Source organism: Bacteroidota bacterium, from assembly GCA_020161395.1.
Classification (GTDB): Bacteria; Bacteroidota; Ignavibacteria; order Ignavibacteriales; family Ignavibacteriaceae; genus UTCHB3.
In genome coordinates this window covers 260,008-277,469 of record JAIUOE010000002.1, presented here as the reverse complement: position 1 = coordinate 277,469, position 17,462 = coordinate 260,008, and the positions used below count along the sequence as shown (strand labels likewise).

General features: G+C 33.3%; 21 protein-coding genes and 1 tRNA gene. 17 read left to right on the top strand and 5 right to left on the bottom strand.

Translation table 11 applies throughout. The annotated features are described in order from the left end of the window. Positions 1-12 precede the first annotated feature (12 nt). The 15 genes from LCH52_03830 to LCH52_03760 all read left to right on the top strand — a co-directional run bounded on the left by LCH52_03830 (position 13) and on the right by LCH52_03760 (position 12,829). On the top strand, positions 13-1,926 hold the full coding sequence (locus LCH52_03830; GenBank protein ID MCA0387604.1) for a hypothetical protein: 1,914 nt from the start codon (positions 13-15) through the stop codon (positions 1,924-1,926). Next, positions 1,926-2,141: a hypothetical protein gene (locus LCH52_03825; protein MCA0387603.1), complete on the top strand. Its 216-nt coding sequence runs from the start codon at positions 1,926-1,928 to the stop codon at positions 2,139-2,141. Before LCH52_03830 ends, LCH52_03825 begins: the two co-directional genes overlap by 1 nt. Beyond that, positions 2,141-2,308, top strand: a complete 168-nt coding sequence (locus LCH52_03820; protein MCA0387602.1) for a hypothetical protein — start codon at positions 2,141-2,143, stop codon at positions 2,306-2,308. Before LCH52_03825 ends, LCH52_03820 begins: the two co-directional genes overlap by 1 nt. A gap of 1 nt (position 2,309) precedes the next feature. After that, the gene (locus LCH52_03815) at positions 2,310-2,807 is read left to right on the top strand and encodes a hypothetical protein (protein MCA0387601.1); all 498 of its coding nucleotides are present in this window, start codon (positions 2,310-2,312) and stop codon (positions 2,805-2,807) included. Then, a complete protein-coding gene (locus tag LCH52_03810; GenBank protein MCA0387600.1) occupies positions 2,807-4,264 on the top strand; it encodes a phage portal protein in 1,458 nt (485 codons plus the stop codon). Before LCH52_03815 ends, LCH52_03810 begins: the two co-directional genes overlap by 1 nt. Positions 4,265-4,310: 46 nt before the next feature. After that, on the top strand, positions 4,311-5,969 hold the full coding sequence (locus tag LCH52_03805) for a phage major capsid protein (GenBank protein MCA0387599.1): 1,659 nt from the start codon (positions 4,311-4,313) through the stop codon (positions 5,967-5,969). 71 nt (positions 5,970-6,040) lie between these two features. Beyond that, a complete protein-coding gene (locus LCH52_03800; protein MCA0387598.1) occupies positions 6,041-6,298 on the top strand; it encodes a hypothetical protein in 258 nt (85 codons plus the stop codon). Next, positions 6,295-6,876, top strand: coding sequence for a hypothetical protein (locus LCH52_03795; protein ID MCA0387597.1), 582 nt, complete (start codon positions 6,295-6,297; stop codon positions 6,874-6,876). Before LCH52_03800 ends, LCH52_03795 begins: the two co-directional genes overlap by 4 nt. 11 nt (positions 6,877-6,887) lie before the next feature. Further along, entirely contained in the window at positions 6,888-7,160 is a 273-nt protein-coding gene (locus LCH52_03790; GenBank protein MCA0387596.1) for a hypothetical protein, read from the top strand. After that, positions 7,160-7,627, top strand: coding sequence for a hypothetical protein (locus LCH52_03785; protein ID MCA0387595.1), 468 nt, complete (start codon positions 7,160-7,162; stop codon positions 7,625-7,627). The genes LCH52_03790 and LCH52_03785 overlap by 1 nt, the downstream gene beginning before the upstream one ends. A 50-nt stretch (positions 7,628-7,677) precedes the next feature. Then, entirely contained in the window at positions 7,678-8,619 is a 942-nt protein-coding gene (locus LCH52_03780) for a hypothetical protein (GenBank protein ID MCA0387594.1), read from the top strand. Positions 8,620-8,685: 66 nt separating this feature from the next. Then, a complete protein-coding gene (locus LCH52_03775) occupies positions 8,686-8,922 on the top strand; it encodes a hypothetical protein (GenBank protein MCA0387593.1) in 237 nt (78 codons plus the stop codon). An 8-nt stretch (positions 8,923-8,930) separates the two neighbouring features. Then, positions 8,931-9,173, top strand: a complete 243-nt coding sequence (locus LCH52_03770) for a hypothetical protein (protein MCA0387592.1) — start codon at positions 8,931-8,933, stop codon at positions 9,171-9,173. Between the two features lies 1 nt (position 9,174). Next, complete coding sequence (locus LCH52_03765) at positions 9,175-11,523, top strand: hypothetical protein (GenBank protein ID MCA0387591.1); 2,349 nt, start codon at positions 9,175-9,177, stop codon at positions 11,521-11,523. A gap of 4 nt (positions 11,524-11,527) precedes the next feature. Further along, the gene (locus LCH52_03760; GenBank protein ID MCA0387590.1) at positions 11,528-12,829 is read left to right on the top strand and encodes a YdhH/YoaO family protein; all 1,302 of its coding nucleotides are present in this window, start codon (positions 11,528-11,530) and stop codon (positions 12,827-12,829) included. A gap of 274 nt (positions 12,830-13,103) precedes the next feature. Here LCH52_03760 and LCH52_03755 read toward each other — a convergent pair whose 3' ends face one another. Continuing rightward, positions 13,104-13,589: a hypothetical protein gene (locus tag LCH52_03755; protein ID MCA0387589.1), complete on the bottom strand. Its 486-nt coding sequence runs from the start codon at positions 13,587-13,589 to the stop codon at positions 13,104-13,106. A gap of 41 nt (positions 13,590-13,630) precedes the next feature. After that, positions 13,631-14,677: a site-specific integrase gene (locus LCH52_03750; GenBank protein MCA0387588.1), complete on the bottom strand. Its 1,047-nt coding sequence runs from the start codon at positions 14,675-14,677 to the stop codon at positions 13,631-13,633. A gap of 59 nt (positions 14,678-14,736) precedes the next feature. On the opposite strand from LCH52_03750, the gene LCH52_03745 reads away from it, so the two are divergent. Then, a tRNA-Ala gene (locus LCH52_03745) sits at positions 14,737-14,808 on the top strand. A gap of 68 nt (positions 14,809-14,876) precedes the next feature. Here the strand turns inward: LCH52_03745 and LCH52_03740 are convergent. Then, the gene (locus LCH52_03740; protein ID MCA0387587.1) at positions 14,877-15,041 is read right to left on the bottom strand and encodes a hypothetical protein; all 165 of its coding nucleotides are present in this window, start codon (positions 15,039-15,041) and stop codon (positions 14,877-14,879) included. A 203-nt stretch (positions 15,042-15,244) separates the two neighbouring features. Between LCH52_03740 and LCH52_03735 the strand changes: the two genes are divergently transcribed. Then, complete coding sequence (locus LCH52_03735) at positions 15,245-15,688, top strand: DIP1984 family protein (protein ID MCA0387586.1); 444 nt, start codon at positions 15,245-15,247, stop codon at positions 15,686-15,688. A 266-nt stretch (positions 15,689-15,954) separates the two neighbouring features. On the opposite strand, the gene LCH52_03730 is transcribed toward LCH52_03735, so the two are convergent. After that, on the bottom strand, positions 15,955-17,052 hold the full coding sequence (locus LCH52_03730; protein MCA0387585.1) for a HigA family addiction module antidote protein: 1,098 nt from the start codon (positions 17,050-17,052) through the stop codon (positions 15,955-15,957). Further along, the gene (locus LCH52_03725; protein MCA0387584.1) at positions 17,045-17,380 is read right to left on the bottom strand and encodes a type II toxin-antitoxin system RelE/ParE family toxin; all 336 of its coding nucleotides are present in this window, start codon (positions 17,378-17,380) and stop codon (positions 17,045-17,047) included. Before LCH52_03725 ends, LCH52_03730 begins: the two co-directional genes overlap by 8 nt. Between the last annotated feature and the right edge of the window lie 82 nt (positions 17,381-17,462).

Genomic DNA, 17,462 nt, shown 5'->3' with positions numbered 1-17,462 from the left:
TAGGAGTCGACAATGACACCTAGACAAGGATTAACAGGTAGGAATGTTGATGTCCGTAAGGGAAATGATGCCACAAGCATAGACCGTAATTTAGGATATGCTATGGAATTTAATGGATCAGACGAATATTTACAAATTGCTTTACCACTTAATATATTAAATGCATCTGCAAATGATCTATATAGTGTAGGTTCAGCAATTGCTGGATGGACAGATGATGGTATAAATTGGGCTGGTACAACTACTGGAAAAACCTATACTAATACCATTATCATTTCAGCAGACAAAGGGACATCTAAAACTATTTCAGGCTTGATAGTAGGTCAAAAATACAAATTCAAAATTAGGTATCAGGCTGGTGAAGACGGATTAACTTTTGGTTCAGGTCTCGGTACTTATTTTGTACTTCCAGATACACTTGGTGAATGGAATACAGTTTCAAAAATATTTACAGCAGAGTCAACATTAATTGTGTTTGATGCTCCAGCATCTGGTGCTTGTATTATAGATTACATATCAGTAAAGTTTGATCAGGGATTTGATCTTAATCGTGATCAGGAACAAATCCTGCATTCAAATAACTGGAATTTTAACGGTAGTACAACAAACTGGACAGGTTCAGGTGCATACTCAGCATCATTATCAACTGTTGACAAATATGAAGGTTCAGGATCATTATTGATTAGTGGTTCGATATCTGGTAGTTCAATAACAAATCATGTAAAATTAACAAGTGCAAACATTGAATCATGTGTATCAGGTAAAAAATATACATTGGAAGGATTTGCTAGACTCGATGCAACAACATTAACATATGCAAGTGATTTAGTTGGTGGAGTTGATTTCACTTCAGCGAGTTGGGTTGGAACCGATGTAAGTGTAACAAAAGTAGATGCAAATAGTCTTAGTATTACCACAAGTAATAATGGTGTATATAGAGCATATTTAACAGTTGGAAAAATCTACAAGGTTGTAACATCTGGTACAGTATCAGGTTCAATAAAATTAATGGAAGGTGGAAATATATTAAAAACATATCCAACTAATTTTTCAGAGACATTTTATTTTGTTGCTACTGCAACTACTTTTAATGTTAGGTCTGCTGTGGCTGGAACAACGACACTTGATGATTTTACTTTAACACTTCAACAAGCAGATATGGTTAATCTAACTGCACAGTTAGGAACTAAAAGTGTAACAAGTTCAGCATTGTCAATCGTGGCTGGAACATTTACAAAGTTTGTATTAAACTTTGAAGCAACAAGTGCAGAGGTATCACAAGATTTGAAATTGTATTTGAGTGGGGCTGGATCAGCTTATGTTGACAAACTTTCACTTACACAAAGATATGATAGAGTAATAATTAAAAAGTTCAAAGCAACTTCACTTGCAACTTCAACTATTATAATACAAGATGGACAAAATTATGTTGAAACGAGAGTTGAAGGTAAAGTAAGACTTAACATAGGGGATGGTGTAAACACAGCATTTGAAAATACACAGGTATCATACTCAGCAAATGAATGGACTAATATATGTTCATTGGTAAATTCCACTGATAAAATGTACATCATTAAAAATGGTGTAGTACCTACTGGTGTTAGTGTTACATCGGTTGGTAAATTCATTGATAATGTTACTGAATTAACACCATTTAGGATTGCGGCAAATACATCTGCTGGTGAAAAATTTACTGGTCAAATTTCATTATTACAGATAATCAGATTTGAAAACATATCACAAAGCACTTTCAATAATTCCATAGTGGGTGTTCAATATCCAGTAGGTGGGGGAACTGAAGAGATATTGCGATTGACATTTCAGGATGGCACATCAATATTGAATTGTCTCAGAGATTATTCACCTAAATCACAAACTGTAACAGCAGTTAACATAGACATTAGCAATAGGAAAAAGGTATCATAATGATAACAATAGATAGTGGAAATAAGAGCGTGATAATTACAAATAGTACAGGTGACATAGTTCGAGTTGATGGAAGTGAATTTGAATTGGTGAACGGTGGAATAACTATCACAAATTTACCATCATTTTATGATGTTGAAGTATTTGCAAAAGTTGAGGAAAATCATATCCCCAAACCTGTAATAATTGAACCTATTCCAGAGCCTGAACCATAATGAAAAAGATGTATGAAGTCACTTACATTGATAACAATGGATGTGCAACAAATGAAATTTATTCATGTACAGATATTACAATTTTATTTGCGATTTTAGCAAAGGAATTGAGTAATAGGAACATGGAATATGGTGTGAAAAAGATATTTATTGAAGAGGTAAAATAATATGACATTTAAAATATACAGAGGATATGACACAAATTTTGTAGTAAATCTGGATAGTATTCCAACATCCATACAATTTGTAGTACCTATCACAGGTAGTTTTAGTATCACAGGTAGTTTTAGTTCGGTGGCAAATGGTGTAAATGTTTACATACCATCTGCAACAACAACTACATTCCCAACAGGAAGTGTACAGGTATTTGCAGTGGTAGACAATATACCAAATCCAGTTGGAGAGGCAACTATTGTGGAATTAACTACTACTACACAGAGCCATGCTGAAAAGGTACTATCTGCGATTGAAGCGGTAATAGAGAGTAGAGCAACTAAAGAGCAAGCAAGTATAGCAATTGCTGGTAGACAGGTACAGTATATTCCATTGGGAGAGTTGTTAAGGTTCAGATCGGAATACAAAAGATTGGTACAACAGGAAAAAATTGAAAATGGTCTATACCAAAAAACAGGTCAAAAAATTATAACAAGGTGGGGGAGATCATAATGGGATTAATACAAAATTTTAGGAAAATGTTCATTAAAGAGCCTGAACAAAAACCAGATATGTTCCAGCGTAACTTTTTTGAGTTTTTAAAAAACCAGCAACTGAACAGCGATTGGCAAGTAATTGTGGATTCCACAGGAGATGGAAACTTTAAATACGATGTTCCAACTCTTAGAGCAAAAGCGAGAGACCTTGAAATTAATAACGCATACGCATCTGCATTTTTTGAGAACATGGAAAAAAATGTAATAGGAAAATCAGGTTTTAATTTGCAACTACGGATTCAAAATGCTGATAGTACACCAGATACATATGCAAACAGTCTGATTGAAAATAGTTTTTTTAAATGGTCAAAAAATTGTACAGTGGATGGTCAAACAAGTTGGGTGGAACTGCAAAATATTATATTAAGATCAATGCTCCGAGATGGTGAAATATTTATTCACATGGTAACCAGCAATGATAATCCATATGGAATGATGCTACAAATAATTGAAGCTGATTATGTGGATTATCAAAAAAATGAAACATTAATTAATGGAAGTTATATCCGTCACGGAATTGAATATAATAGATATCATGCTCCAGTTGCAGTATATGTTTCAATTTTTCCACCAGATGCAAACAGAGAACATTTAAATTGTCCCACTGAATATGTTCGTATTCCTATGGCAAACATGCTCCATATTTTTAAAAAAAATAGAGTATCACAAGGCAGGGGATATAGTTGGATGGCATCTGCTATACATAGACTAAGGATGTTGAACTCAATTGACGAAGCAAGTCTAACCAATATTAGAGTGGCAGCATCTAAGATGGGATTCATAACAAAAGCAGGAGCATCTGTGGCTGAATATACAGGAGCACAAACGGACTTTAACGGTAATTTTGTTAAATCGGTTGAGCCGGGTGAAATTGAAGTGCTCCCAGAGGGTTATAGCTTTGAACAATTTAATCCAGCATTTCCAGATGCAAGTATAGATGCATTTATAAAACATATGTTACGGAGCATTGCAACTGCATTAGGTGTTAGTTACGGTAGTTTAACAATGGATTTGAGTGATTTTAGTTACAGTTCAGGTCGTATCGGTGTGGATTTGGAAAGAGATTCATACAGGAAATTACAGACATTGCTAACTGAAAAGTTTTATAATCCAGTCTTTGAAAGATGGTTAGTTAGTGCACTTGCATCAAATTCATTAAGTCCACTTCCATTTCAAAAATTGGATAAATTTAAAAATTATGAATGGATTCCAAAGAGCTTTGAGTATGTCAACCCAATAGATGATATAAATGCAGATATAAATGCACTGAATAATAATATGACTACACTCACAGATGTATTAGCAAAAAAAGGGATTGATCTTGAAGATCATTTTCAAAAAGTTGCAAATGAAAAAAAATTGATGGAAAAATATGGTCTAATACAAAATATAGACCAAAAAAATTTAAACTGAACTAAATAAATAATATTTATTATTAAATTATAAATGGGATAATTAAATGAAATTAATAAAAAGAGAACTACAAATTGAATCTAAAATGGATGAAGATTACATACTGGATTTTTCAGTTGCATCCGATGCTCCCATATCAATGTCGTTTGGTGTGGAAGTTTTAACTATGGACACCGTAAGTGTTCAATTGGAAAGATTAAGAACTGCTGGTAATATAGTGTTCAATCACGATGCAGATGAAGTAGTTGGAAAAATACTGGATGCATATATAGAGGATGGAAAACTGAGAGTGAAAGCAAAATTTTCACAAAATAGTGAGTATTTCCCTATGATTGCAGACGGAACATTAACATCTGTGTCTTTAGGATACATTGTGCATAAGTATGAAGATAGAGACGGCATATTATATGCAAAATCTTGGACACCCTATGAAGTATCTATCGTATCAATCCCTGCTGATATTACAGTGGGAATAGGTCGGAGCATGGAAGTTGAAAAAAAAGAACAAAAAATAACAAAAATTGAAATAATCAAAGAGGAATTAAAAATGGAAAATATAAACTATAGAGACTTAGGAAAACAATATGGTTTGAATGAGTCAGATATAAATTTTGCTGAGAGATCGAATCTTTCAACTGAACAGTTTCAAAATCTAGTAATTGAAAGATTACAGAGTAAACCAGTAAACACTAAAAATTTTGAACCTGAATTGAGTGCAAAGGAAATAAGAACTTATGACATCTCAAAAGCAATTTTGAGTAAAGTAAAAGGTCAATTAGTGGATGCAGGATTTGAATTGGAAGTGTCCAGAGAGATTGAAAAATTAACTGGTAGAACAACTAGCGGTATCTTCATTCCTGCACAAGTTCTCGCTAATCGTAATATGACTGTTGGCGGTGGACATGTTGGTGCAGATTTTGTTGCAACTGTAAACGCAAACGAGTATTTAGGATATGCATTTAATCAGACTTTAGGTGCACAGATTGGTGTAAGATACCTGCCTGGGTTAACATCTAACCTTACCGTTCCTAAAGTTACATCTGCTGCTGCTTTCAGTTGGGTAGGGGAAACTGGTGAAATTGCACTGTCTAATGTATCTGGTTCACAGGTAACATTGTCACCAAAAAGAGGTGGATCATCTACATCATATTCACTTCAACTGTTAAAACAATCCACACCTACATTAAACCAATGGTTAATGGAAAACATAAATAGTGCAGTAGCTGTTGGTATGGATAATGCAATATTTAATGGCTCAGGAAACAGCAATCAACCTACTGGTGTGCTTAATGCAGGAATTACAAGTATATCTGGTTCAAGTTTCAGCTATGCAACTGCTTTAAGTTTCCCATCAACAGTGGCTGTTGCAAACAGACTTGGTGGAAACTTGTATTTTGTTGCTAATCCAACTACTGCTGCAACTTTGAAAGCAAGAGCAAAGGAAACTGGATATCCAACTTATGTTTTAAGCGAAGATGGCATGATGGCTGGTTACAAGGTGTTTGAATCTAACCAAATAGGTTCATCAACTGTAATTTTTGGAGACTTTAGTAAAGTTCTCGTTGGACAGTTTGGTGGAGTTGAAATGGTGATTGATGAGTACACACAAGCAAGATCAGGTTTAGTAGTTCTTACTACACAGGTCTTAATGGATGTTGCAACATTGGATACCAATGCATTTGCAAAAAGTACAACTGTATCTTAGTCAGGGTAAAATAAATAATAAATGGGAGCATCCAACGGTGCTCCCAATAATTTTAAATTGAGGATTTTTTGATGGAAAAAGTAAAAACATTTTGGGAGCGATATACAGTTCAGATTATTACGGTAACGGTTATTATAGTTGGTTTTTATTTTACAACAAATGCAAAGTTGGAATCAAATAAGGAAGTTTTAAGCAACCATGAAACGAGACTAAAACTGGTGGAAATCCAGACGGCACAAAATAATGTAATACTGGAAAGATTGGAAATTAAAGTGTCCGATATTAACAAAAAATTGGATAGATTGATTGAAGCAAAAGGAATTAAATGACACTTTTTGAACATGTAAAAGGTGTAGAGGAAATGAGTAAAGCACATGCTAAGGCTGTAAATAGTGCTATTAACAGAGCAGTTACTTCCACTCGTACTTTTATAACTAAGGAAATAAAGAGAGAACAACAATTTACATTTCCCATCAAGTATATTAAGATACGCAAAAGCAATCCAAACACATTAAATGCATCATTATGGATATCAACTAAAACAAAATTAAGTCATAAATTTTTTGGAGCAAAGCAAAATACAAAAGGTGTTCAATTCAGGAAACCATATAGTCACGGAGATTATAAAATTAATAAAATATATCCATCTGCATTTATTCCAAAAACTTTAAGTGAAAATGAAAATGATGGACAAATGGCATTTAGACGAACTGGTAAAACATCATATCCTATTGAAATAGTTGCTAAAACTCCACCTATTACTGCATTTGTGGAATCAGTTGATGAAAACAAAGTAAGAGATTCATATTTAACAAATTTCAAAAAACGGTATGAGTACGAACAGTCTAAACTGAACCAAAAGTATGCAAATAAATTGATTGAATCCACAGTTCATATTAAGATGTAAGAGAGATTAAAATGTATTTTGATAATAATATAATAGATGTGTTTTTTAATTCAGGATTTGAAGAGGATATTATAATTAATACAGCAACTGTAAAAGGAATTGTATTAACTGAAAGTGACATTGTTAATTTTGTTGGATTGGATACATCTGTAAGTAAGATAGGTTTTATGGCAAAAACTAAATATGCAGTTGGAACATCCTGTACAGTAAGAGGAACTAATTATACAGTTCATTTTATAGTTGAAGACCACGGAATTTACACACACATGTTGAGGGGTGTATAATGTATTTTAGAGAGGAACTTTACAACAGTATATCAGGTAGTCTAAAATCAATTACAACTGGTTCAGGATATGCAACTAACATTGGAAATTACATCAATGAATATCAATCAGATGTTGCAAATGAAAGTGAAATACAAGTTTATATTTTAGACAAGTTTCAAAATTTTGAAGACACAGGAAATTTTAGTTTAGTATATCCAGTAGATGGCAGTGTATCATTTGATATTATCATACAGATACGGAAAGGTACAGACACATTGAGATATTTAAGAAATGCTGTATTAGATGTGGAAAAAATGATAGGCAATAACTATGAAACATTAAGAACACTATATCCATCTATCAGATTTTTCATATCTGGAAATGAAATTACAATTGAACGAGAGGAAAAAATAATTGGAACTGGGAACATTAATTTAACTGCATATTTCCGTCAAAAATCATTTGACCCGGACACACATTGTTAAACTAAAAAAACAATATTTATTATTATAAAAATTAAAAAAGAGGAATAAAAATGAGTATAAATAACAGTAGAGCAGGTATAAAAAGACTTGTAATATGGAATGCTGCAGTAACAGAAGGTGATCTTAATGCTGCAAATATAATAGATTTGAACATCCGTACAGCAGGAAGTGCAATTATAGATGATGAAACAGTAGACGATGTAAAAGGTCGTCAACTTCCACTGTATAAGTCATTTAAAATTGAAGCATCTGCACATAATATCGGTAGACCATTAGGATACTATTTGCTTAATCATGCTAAAACAGGTGAAACAAGAGTTGAAGCTGTTCTAACTCCGTCAACATCTGGTGTATTACAAATAACAGGTTCAAATTATTTAGGACTTGATTATGAATATACTTTTACTGGGCAGGAAAGAGTTGCCAAAATTACTTTAGAGGGTAAATTTGATTTTACATCTGGTTCGGTAATAACAGATGCAATGGTAACAAATACACTAATTGCCAGTTCATCTTTGGGGCTGTCTGAAAGTTATCAGTTTGAAACTGCACAATATTTTTCACCAGCATTTGGTATGGTCGGATATAAAGCCACATCAGGAAGTGCTTACACCGTTGCATTTGAAAGTGAGGAAATAAAGGAAAGATCATTTACACTTAAAACTGTTGGTCGTAAAAATGTATACAACAAATCTGTGGTAGACTATTTGGAAGCCACAGCAGAGTATACTATACTAAATGCATCTCCAACAAAATACAAAGCACTTAATGATCTTGTTAAGACAAATTTTGCTCCTGGGGTGAAAATACAGGAAAGGAATTCAACTGGTGCACATGAAGTACATGAATTTCAGGTTGGTGTTCTATCACTAAAAAATATGGCAACATTTGGTGAAGATGACAGGTTTTTGAAATTAACTTTCAAAGGGAAAATACCATTGGATCAAATAAGCTATGCAGATGTTGCAAACACTTATACCTATACATTATAATTAATTTAGGGTGGGATTAAACCCACCCAACTATTTTTTTAAATTAAATTTTTGAGGGAAACAAAAATGAAATTACGAGATAAAATTACTTTAAAAACCAGCCAAAAAATTGCAAATTGGTATGCAGACGGACTGGAAGAAAATATGCCTTTTATCATAAATGCAATCGCCTGTGAAGATGATGGAAGTGATATTAAAGACATAATGGAATGTGACGAAGAGGAATTATTAGACATATTCGCACAATATATTTCAAAAAAAAACAAAATGATGAAATCTTTTCAAGAGAAAATAAAAGATTAAATGATGAGATGGAATATGTCGCATCTGATATACAGTCAATAACAAAATCAAATAAAGTTGAAAATTTTGAAGTAACTCTATTTGATGATATCAATAGTTTACTCTATTTTTTAGGGGATGGTGACATTAAAGCCATCCCTTTTATTTTAGATACCTGTTATAAAACAGTGTATGACTGGATTATTTTGAAAAAACAAAAAATTATTAATGAAATGTATTCCCACAGGGATAGTATTAAGAGGATAAATTAATATGGCACAAAATGAAGTAAGATATAAATTTACAGCAGAGGACAGTCAATTTAAAAAAGTTGCTGGCAATGTCGGGTCTGAAATTAAAAAGATGGCTAAAGATGGTTCACTCGGTGTAGCTGCACTTGGTACAGCATTTGCATATCTTGGTACACAAATGAAAGACACTTTAGACACAATGGATAAAATATCTAAGATGTCATCTAAAACTGGATTTTCAACTGAATCGTTATCTGCACTAAAATATGCCGCTGAATTATCAGATGTTTCATTAGAGACACTCGAAAAGTCTTTCATCAAACTTTCAAAATCAGTAGACGGTAATTCACCTGCATTTCAAAAACTCAACATAAATCTAAAAGACAGTAACGGTACATTAAAAAGTAACGAGACTATATTAATGGATGTTGCAGATGCATTTGCAGGAATGGAAGATGGAGCAACTAAGACTGCTTTAGCAACAGAGATATTCGGTAAAGCAGGTGCAGACATGATACCTTTACTTAATGGTGGAAGTGAAGCAATAAGAGCACAGATGATTGAAGCGGAAAATTTGGGGATAACTTTTGATTCAGTAAGTGCTAAAAAAGCTGAAAGATTTAACGATTCACTTACAACTTTAACTAATGCTGCAAAGGGTTTTACACAGGAATTAGTTTTAGCACTTATGCCAGCCATAGATGATTTAAGTGGCGGTATGGAAACTGCCAGTGGGAAATCCACCAGTCTAAAAGATAAACTAACTCCTTTACAGGCTATAGCAAGAGGAATTGCAGTTGGTTTTATGTTAGTGGTTGAAGCAGTAAAATTAATGGGATATCATTTTGGGTTTATGATAGCAATTGTCTGGGATTTGATATCTGCTATTGGTACTATGGGTAAAGCATTATTTTATGCTATAACTGGTCAATTTGAAAAAGCAGCATTAGAAACTTCAAAAGTATTTGATGACCCATTTAATAAAATAAAAAGTATGTTCAGTAAACTCGATGAAGAGTTAAGACAGTTTAAAAATCAACTTGTAAATACTGCACTAGGTACAACATCTTATGGTATGGACTCATTTACTTGGACTACTGGTGGGACTGCTACTGAAAATGAAAAAACAACAACCACTCCCACTCCAAATGCAGGGGCTAAAAAAGAGGCAATCGATGAACTAAAATTATTTGAGGAAGCTAAAAAAGATGCACTGGAACAGATTGAAAAAGACTGGTCTAAGTGGCAAGTTGAAAATGAAAATGCTACATTGTTACAGCGATTACAACAGTATAGAGACTATTTGGAACGCAAAAGAACTTATATGTCACAATATTCAAATTCCGAACAATTTGGTCAATTAGATTCAAGTCAACAAAATTCAACTTACAATGAAATACTAAAAAATAATGAAGAGTTAAAAAATTTAACAAATGAATTCAAAAAATATAATGATAACATTTTTGGTAGGACATTATTAGGTGGATTTGGTTCACAGGATGATTTGTCAAAAATATTTGGAATTCCAGCGGATGTTATTAACAAGGTTCATGAAATCCAATTAAAAAATAAAGCAGATAATTTTATTAAATCTGCACAAATGCAGAGAGATGAAAATCCAAAATACGAATTGTCAATTTTTGATGCATTAGCAAATCAACAAAAATCCAATTTTTCAAAATATACAAAAGCGATGGAAAGTTTAGGCACAGATTGGTTAAAATTGGAAGGTGAACTAAATGCTGAAAAACAAAGATTGTTGGATAGTGGATTAAGTCCAGATAATAGTGCAATATTAAGTATAGATAAATTAAAGGCAGATAGTTACAAGTCTTATCTGGAAACTAAATTATTGTACGATGAAAATTATGCAAATGCCAGTAAAGACATAGAACAGCAAACACAGGATGCAAAAATTGGAATTATATCTAATGCACTAAGTAGTATAGGGCAATTATTCGCAAAGCATACACTGGCATATAAAGCATTTGCTATAGCACAGGTAATAATGGATACTTATACTGCTGCTACAAAAGCACTGTTATTACTTCCACCGTGGGGAGAAATACAAGCTGCTGCGGTAATTGCATCTGGATTGGCAAATGTTGCAACAATTGCATCTGTGGAAGTTCCTGCATATGCAAAAGGTGGATTAGTATCTAAACCTACTTTAGGACTCGTGGGTGAGGCTGGTGCGGAAATAATTGCTCCACAGAGAGATTTTATGAGCTATTCAAAGCAATTAATTAATCAAGTCACAAATTATAATGCAAATCAGGGTGGTTTAATTGGACATTTGAAAATTAAAGGAAATGATTTAATTGTGGCTGTGGAAAGGAATACACAATTACAGGGAAGGTTAGGAATATAAAAATATGGCAGTAACAGTAAATATTACACCCAGACATCTTGCAACAGGGGACTGGTCTATTAGTTTAGTATCTAATTCCCCAACATCTGCAACTTATTCAGATTGTGTGTTACTAAAATTAGGTGAGTTCTCTATTGGTTCACAGAGTGACTTAGATGAAAGTTTTAATTTACCACCAAATGTGGATTTGGAGATTGCAATCAGACCATTAACTGAACAAAATTTAAATTTGTTTTTTAACCTTTTTACGATCTATACCACCGAAGTAACTATAACAAAGGATGGTTCAACATATTTTAAAGGATATGTAGACCCAGTGCAGACGGAAATTAATCCATATAATTATAGTATTAAAATAAATGTGTCTTTTGCATCATTTATAACAAAATCAACGGATTCAAAAACTAATCCACTTGGTTTTAATATAAGTTCAACTGCTCCGATGACAAACAATTACTTTATATGGTATTATTACGATAAATTTTTTGAGTATCAAAATCTTAGTCCGCATTATAACACACTAATTGTTGATGAAAATATTATAGGTCGATATGATGATGGTTTAGGTGGATTTTTTTATAGCACAGTTGATGGATATAATAATACAACATTTACGAGTTACTTAACAACCGTAAATCCTTATTGGTTTAGCACAGGATATGCAAATAATGCTCCTGCACAGTTAGGTGATACACTAAAAAATCTTGCAAAGGAATTAGGATTAATATTTACAGTTGGACTGGAAAATAAATATTATTTACAGTCTCGTTGGAAAATATCTGGGAAAACTACAACTTCAATTACAAGAGAACAGACAATAGATCATTATACGAGAACTATTTTAGGAAAAGATGGATTGGTGGTAAAAGTATGGAGTTGGAACGGTACAACATGGCTTTTAGATAACACCTACACAGAGGGCATTGTTACTTATAATGCAGATGGAACTATTGCAAACAGTTCACAGGTGGAAACACTTAATGTCCACAATATCTATGCAGGTGGTAATTATGTTGGTGGTTATCCCGGAGACATAAGATATAATGCCAATTACATAATTACGGAATTTAGTGTGGATGGTGGAAGTGCATTTGGTAATCTTGCGGATGTCCTAACAGAGCCAATTGCATCTAATGTACTAACGAACCGACGGAATACAGTAATTACAGTTAATGGTATAGACTGGGACTATATGGATTATTATACAATTGCAAGAGAACTGGATACTTACACATATCGTTGCAGGATGTTAAAAATTGATGTGGAAAAAAATCAAACAACTTTAGATTTAGTTCAAATATTTTAAATCCCTCAAAAGGCACATTTTAATTAATTTTAAGGTGTGCTTTTTATTTTTTATAAGATTATTATCTTATTTTTAACCTTTTATATATTTACATAAAACATAGATAATTTATAGTTGTACTTTTAATATTTTTATCTTAAAATCCACCCAGATTGCATAGGAACAATCCTAAAAGACACACATATTTTAGGCATGGTTTACTATGTCTAAAAAAAGATCGTTCGTTGTAGGGCTTCCTACGAAGTCATTTTTTTTGACTAAAATAACAAAATTACTATTTTAATCCAAAAAATGCAATTACAGCAATAATTACTGTGGTTAATGTTCCAACAATATATGTATCCCACCAATCCTGTGTGTTTTTATAAGTTTTTACAGTATCCACTCTAGTGATCCAGATACTATCATGGATAGTAGTTAATCTTTCAGATAATCGTAAATCCAAATTATATTTCAAACTATCTACCTTTGGATAGGTGGTAATAGTGGCAATTACTGTATCCATATTTTGTATCACAGTATCACGGACAATGCTGGAATCAGTTTGGAAGTGGGTAATATGTACGGTGTCACTAATGATTTTTTCCGTTACGATAAATTTAGGTACGAACTGGATTACAGTATCTGATTTGGTTACTACTGAATCTTTTCCCTTAATGTAAACTGTTTCAGGTTTATCAACTGGTTTGAATATAAAATAACAAACAATTAGTACGGTTAACACAGCCATTATTATCATGGCAATTTTATTGTTATTCATATGAAATTCCTTTTTTACATATAATTATATCCTTTCAGAGTTTATAGTGTGTTTATTGCATCGGTTAACAAATTATCTTGTACATGTGCATATACTAAAGTTGTTGAAAGTTTACTGTGACCCATCAACTTACTTACTACCAGCAGATTTACATTATGTAATATTAGTTGGGATGCAAAGCTATGTCTAAGGGTATGAAAATGTATTTTTTGATTCAGTTGGGGAAGTCTTTTGATGCACTTTTTAAAATTTTTAGATATAAGGTCATTAAAATTTTTAGTGCTAAATGAATGATTAAATACCATGGTATCCAGTGATCTATTTTCATACCGATGTAGTAACATTGGTAAAATTTTAGATGAAATCGGTATTACTCTAACCTTACCACTCTTTGTTTTTGAAGTCTGGTTATCGAGTTTAATTGTTCCAGTATCAAAATTAACTTGATTCCACTGCAATGATGTAATTTCATTAAGTCGCATTCCTGTGTAAAATGCAAAAAGAGTGATATCAAATGTTAATGATCTAATATCAAAATTTAGATTTTTAGTTTCATTCAAGATTAATTCAAGTTCAGGCACACCAATATAACAAGGTAACTTTTGAACTATCTTTGGTTTTTTAATTTTAGCAACTGGATTAACACCAGTAAAATATCCATTGTCGATTAACCAGTTAAAAAGCATGTTCAGATAATTCCTGCATAAAAGGGATTGATATGGTGAACACTGATTATTTACAATCTCATTCAGTTTTTGAAAGGTTAAATCAGTTATATCCATATTTTGGGGAGTCTTATTTAATAAGGTTTTCATATGAGATTTTACAGATACCATTGTTTCACTGGTGAAATGTTTTTCAGCATATTTCAGATACTGAAACACCAAATAATGAACTGTATTTTTTTTAGTAGTTACGGATTCCTTTTTTAATTCAACGGTTGGTATATAATTACCAGTCTGAAATTTTTTAAATATTTCATTGGCAATTTTTTGATTAGATGTTTTTGTTGAAAATCTTACTTGCTTACCATCCTGAATGTAGGTTATATAATACATTCCATTTGATGCACGCTTTGAAAGTTTCATTATGATGTACCTTATGTTACATCAAAATATTAGCACAAAAATAGCACAGTAACAGTTAAGTTGTTAAGCTGTATGGGTTATTCGCTTGAATGGCATTCAAGAGGTCAGGGGTTCGACTCCCCTTATCTCCACCCGAAAAAACCCTGTAACTCTTTATTATATAAATTGTTGCAGGGTTTTTTGTTTTTAAATCGGGTGATTACTTGCCGGACTTAATAATTTGCTCTCCCTTTTCGGGAGCCAGCAGGTTCAGATATTCGGTGCCTTCGTTTACCTTTACAACAACAAAACCTTCGCCTGCTTCAGCTATCTCGACAGCATTTAAGGGTATCCAATCTCCGTTCAAAAAGAATCTATCAAGCATACCCTCTTCGCTGTATCAAAAACCTTACATATATTTATTAAAATAAAGTGATTTATTGGAGGATTTCCGGAAAACTCAATTTAATTTTACTCTACTAATTCAGATGACGGTAGCCGGGCAGTCCGGAACCTGCCACATACTTCAAAGGAATAAGTTTTAAGCGGGAACGCAGTTGGTAAAAACAAAATATTACAGGAACCAAGATGAAAACACTTGCAAAATTGCTGAAAGAAAAAAACACCATCATCACAAAAATAAATGATGTGAAAAGGAGGATAGAATCCGAAAACATTGTTCAAAATAATAATGTGAGCAAATGGGATGTACGCAAACAGTATGCTGATCTGTTGGAGCTGACCAATAAACTTATAGAAATTAAAACAGATATAGCCCGGTTGAACAGCTCTGTGGCTAATAAAATTTTTAGACTGAGCGAGTTGAAGGCAATAGTGTCATTTTTGAAAGAAGTGGACACATTCGAGGGAAGATCTTTTGTCAAGAACCGGTTTGACGGAACAAGCCAGGAAGAGATCAGATCAGCCCAAATGGACAGTATTTTTGTCCAGAAGGAAATTGATTCGCTTACAGGGCAAATCAATGACCTGCAGGATGAGCTGGATACTTACAATCACACTGTAAAAATTTAGATAAACGACGGGCAGGAAATTGCTCTGCAGACAGATACAATTGGATGGCTTTTCATCCAAACTTCCAACTCTTAATGAAGTCGACACCGTATTCAAAAATCAAATGTCAAAAGCAAAAAACTGAATCCTTATTCTTTAAAGCTTAAACTTCATCTCTATCTATCTTCAGACAACGAATGCCCGTCAATTTTTCGTTCTTTTTGATTTCATCCCAAAATTTAATTTCCGGAGCCGGCATTTTTTCTTTCTCTTGATTTTGTCAGGTTTTATATTTGTCCAATATGTATCGGTACAATTAAATTTGCACCAACATTATGGTTGATAAATCCTTCGTGTTGCAGGCGACCAACAATGATTGCAGGATGAGTGCCAAATTTTACGGCATATTCACAAATTTTCCCAGTTGTTAGAGGTAAATCGGCGAGGACTTCTTTCTCCTGCTCTTTTGTCAGCGTCCATTTTATAGCAAAATTGTCTGCTTCTTCCTCTTTCTCTTTATCCTGAAAATCGGTATTCTCCAGGAAAATATCCTTTTTCCCATGGAGCAGAATATGTCCAATTTCATGGAAAATCGTAAACCAAAAAATATCATTTCTTTTATACCTGCCCGATATTTGAATTAATGGAGTATCTCCAGCCAACCATCGGGTCGCACCATTTATCGGAGCTTTTGGCAAACAAGGAGTGCAGACCAGTTTAACACCTGAGGAGAGTAACAACTCTCTTAATTTATCGAAAAAGTCGTCGGGGTGATCTGCCATTAGTTTTTTTAATTCCGGGAGTGTTGATTTCAATTTTCCTGATGAAAACTCGAATGATGGCAACTTTTCTGCTTCTATCTCTCCTTTTCGTAACCAGGCTGAAATAGCGTATGGTTCCTTCGAATGAGAAAGCGAAATTCTAAATGCAATTTTGAGTTCTTGATTCAGATAGTAGTTTTCCCACGCAGATTTCGATGAAACCGCAAAAAAATTAAGCAGGGCGGCTGTTTTACCCTCTGTAGTTTTGACCTCGGGGAACCATCCTTTTTTTATCATCTCGTTTACGGGAAATTTTCTCATCCACGAAAAACTGTCTTTTAGAAGCTCATTTCTTTTTTCACGGGCTTTGAATTCATCAAAATGCCGTTGTTTGGCCATCCAAAAATGAGCGGGTATCTTAAGTACATTTTCGAAAATGACTGCCATATCCGGAGTAACCGAACTCTCACCATTGATAATAGCTGTAATAGTTTTTTCAGGTTTACCGGTTCGAATGGCAAATTCTTTGTTACTCATCTTAAGTTCTTCCAGCTTTTCAGCTAAAGTCTCACCCGGATGGAAAGCAATCTGTGGGAAATACTGATTTTTAAGTTCTTTAGTCATGATAGTCAACAATTTCAATTATTTTAATTTTCTTTATTTGAGCCCAGATGTAAGCACCTGACTCAACAGTTGGGATTGGCTTTTCAACCGGTTCAAAAATTAATCGATATGGATGATCCAAGTCGCAACTCCATTGCCCTTTTCGATTTCCCTTCAATTCATGGAACCGCCCTGGAGCATTTCTGAGGTCCTCGAGAGAAATTGCATCTCTTAAATCCAACATGCGCATGTTGAATCTTTTTGCACCGACAGCTCCCAATTCTTTTTGGCATTTTTTGTGATCATTAGCCAATTTTTGTAGTTTGGTCGAACTAAATAAAATTTCCATCTGAAATATATAATAAATTTAGTTAACAGCAAGTGTAAATTAAAATAATTTCTATTCACTGATTCAATACAAAACTAAATAG

Bases quoted from the DNA above. Each gene is read 5' to 3' on its own strand.
- LCH52_03830 (MCA0387604.1), top strand. From the start codon at position 13: ATGACACCTAGACAAGGATTAACAGGTAGGAATGTTGATGTCCGTAAG.
- LCH52_03825 (MCA0387603.1), top strand. From the start codon at position 1,926: ATGATAACAATAGATAGTGGAAATAAGAGCGTGATAATTACAAATAGT.
- LCH52_03820 (MCA0387602.1), top strand. From the start codon at position 2,141: ATGAAAAAGATGTATGAAGTCACTTACATTGATAACAATGGATGTGCA.
- LCH52_03815 (MCA0387601.1), top strand. From the start codon at position 2,310: ATGACATTTAAAATATACAGAGGATATGACACAAATTTTGTAGTAAAT.
- LCH52_03810 (MCA0387600.1), top strand. From the start codon at position 2,807: ATGGGATTAATACAAAATTTTAGGAAAATGTTCATTAAAGAGCCTGAA.
- LCH52_03805 (MCA0387599.1), top strand. From the start codon at position 4,311: ATGAAATTAATAAAAAGAGAACTACAAATTGAATCTAAAATGGATGAA.
- LCH52_03800 (MCA0387598.1), top strand. From the start codon at position 6,041: ATGGAAAAAGTAAAAACATTTTGGGAGCGATATACAGTTCAGATTATT.
- LCH52_03795 (MCA0387597.1), top strand. From the start codon at position 6,295: ATGACACTTTTTGAACATGTAAAAGGTGTAGAGGAAATGAGTAAAGCA.
- LCH52_03790 (MCA0387596.1), top strand. From the start codon at position 6,888: ATGTATTTTGATAATAATATAATAGATGTGTTTTTTAATTCAGGATTT.
- LCH52_03785 (MCA0387595.1), top strand. From the start codon at position 7,160: ATGTATTTTAGAGAGGAACTTTACAACAGTATATCAGGTAGTCTAAAA.
- LCH52_03780 (MCA0387594.1), top strand. From the start codon at position 7,678: ATGAGTATAAATAACAGTAGAGCAGGTATAAAAAGACTTGTAATATGG.
- LCH52_03775 (MCA0387593.1), top strand. From the start codon at position 8,686: ATGAAATTACGAGATAAAATTACTTTAAAAACCAGCCAAAAAATTGCA.
- LCH52_03770 (MCA0387592.1), top strand. From the start codon at position 8,931: ATGGAATATGTCGCATCTGATATACAGTCAATAACAAAATCAAATAAA.
- LCH52_03765 (MCA0387591.1), top strand. From the start codon at position 9,175: ATGGCACAAAATGAAGTAAGATATAAATTTACAGCAGAGGACAGTCAA.
- LCH52_03760 (MCA0387590.1), top strand. From the start codon at position 11,528: ATGGCAGTAACAGTAAATATTACACCCAGACATCTTGCAACAGGGGAC.
- LCH52_03755 (MCA0387589.1), bottom strand. From the start codon at position 13,589: ATGAATAACAATAAAATTGCCATGATAATAATGGCTGTGTTAACCGTA.
- LCH52_03750 (MCA0387588.1), bottom strand. From the start codon at position 14,677: ATGAAACTTTCAAAGCGTGCATCAAATGGAATGTATTATATAACCTAC.
- LCH52_03740 (MCA0387587.1), bottom strand. From the start codon at position 15,041: ATGCTTGATAGATTCTTTTTGAACGGAGATTGGATACCCTTAAATGCT.
- LCH52_03735 (MCA0387586.1), top strand. From the start codon at position 15,245: ATGAAAACACTTGCAAAATTGCTGAAAGAAAAAAACACCATCATCACA.
- LCH52_03730 (MCA0387585.1), bottom strand. From the start codon at position 17,052: ATGACTAAAGAACTTAAAAATCAGTATTTCCCACAGATTGCTTTCCAT.
- LCH52_03725 (MCA0387584.1), bottom strand. From the start codon at position 17,380: ATGGAAATTTTATTTAGTTCGACCAAACTACAAAAATTGGCTAATGAT.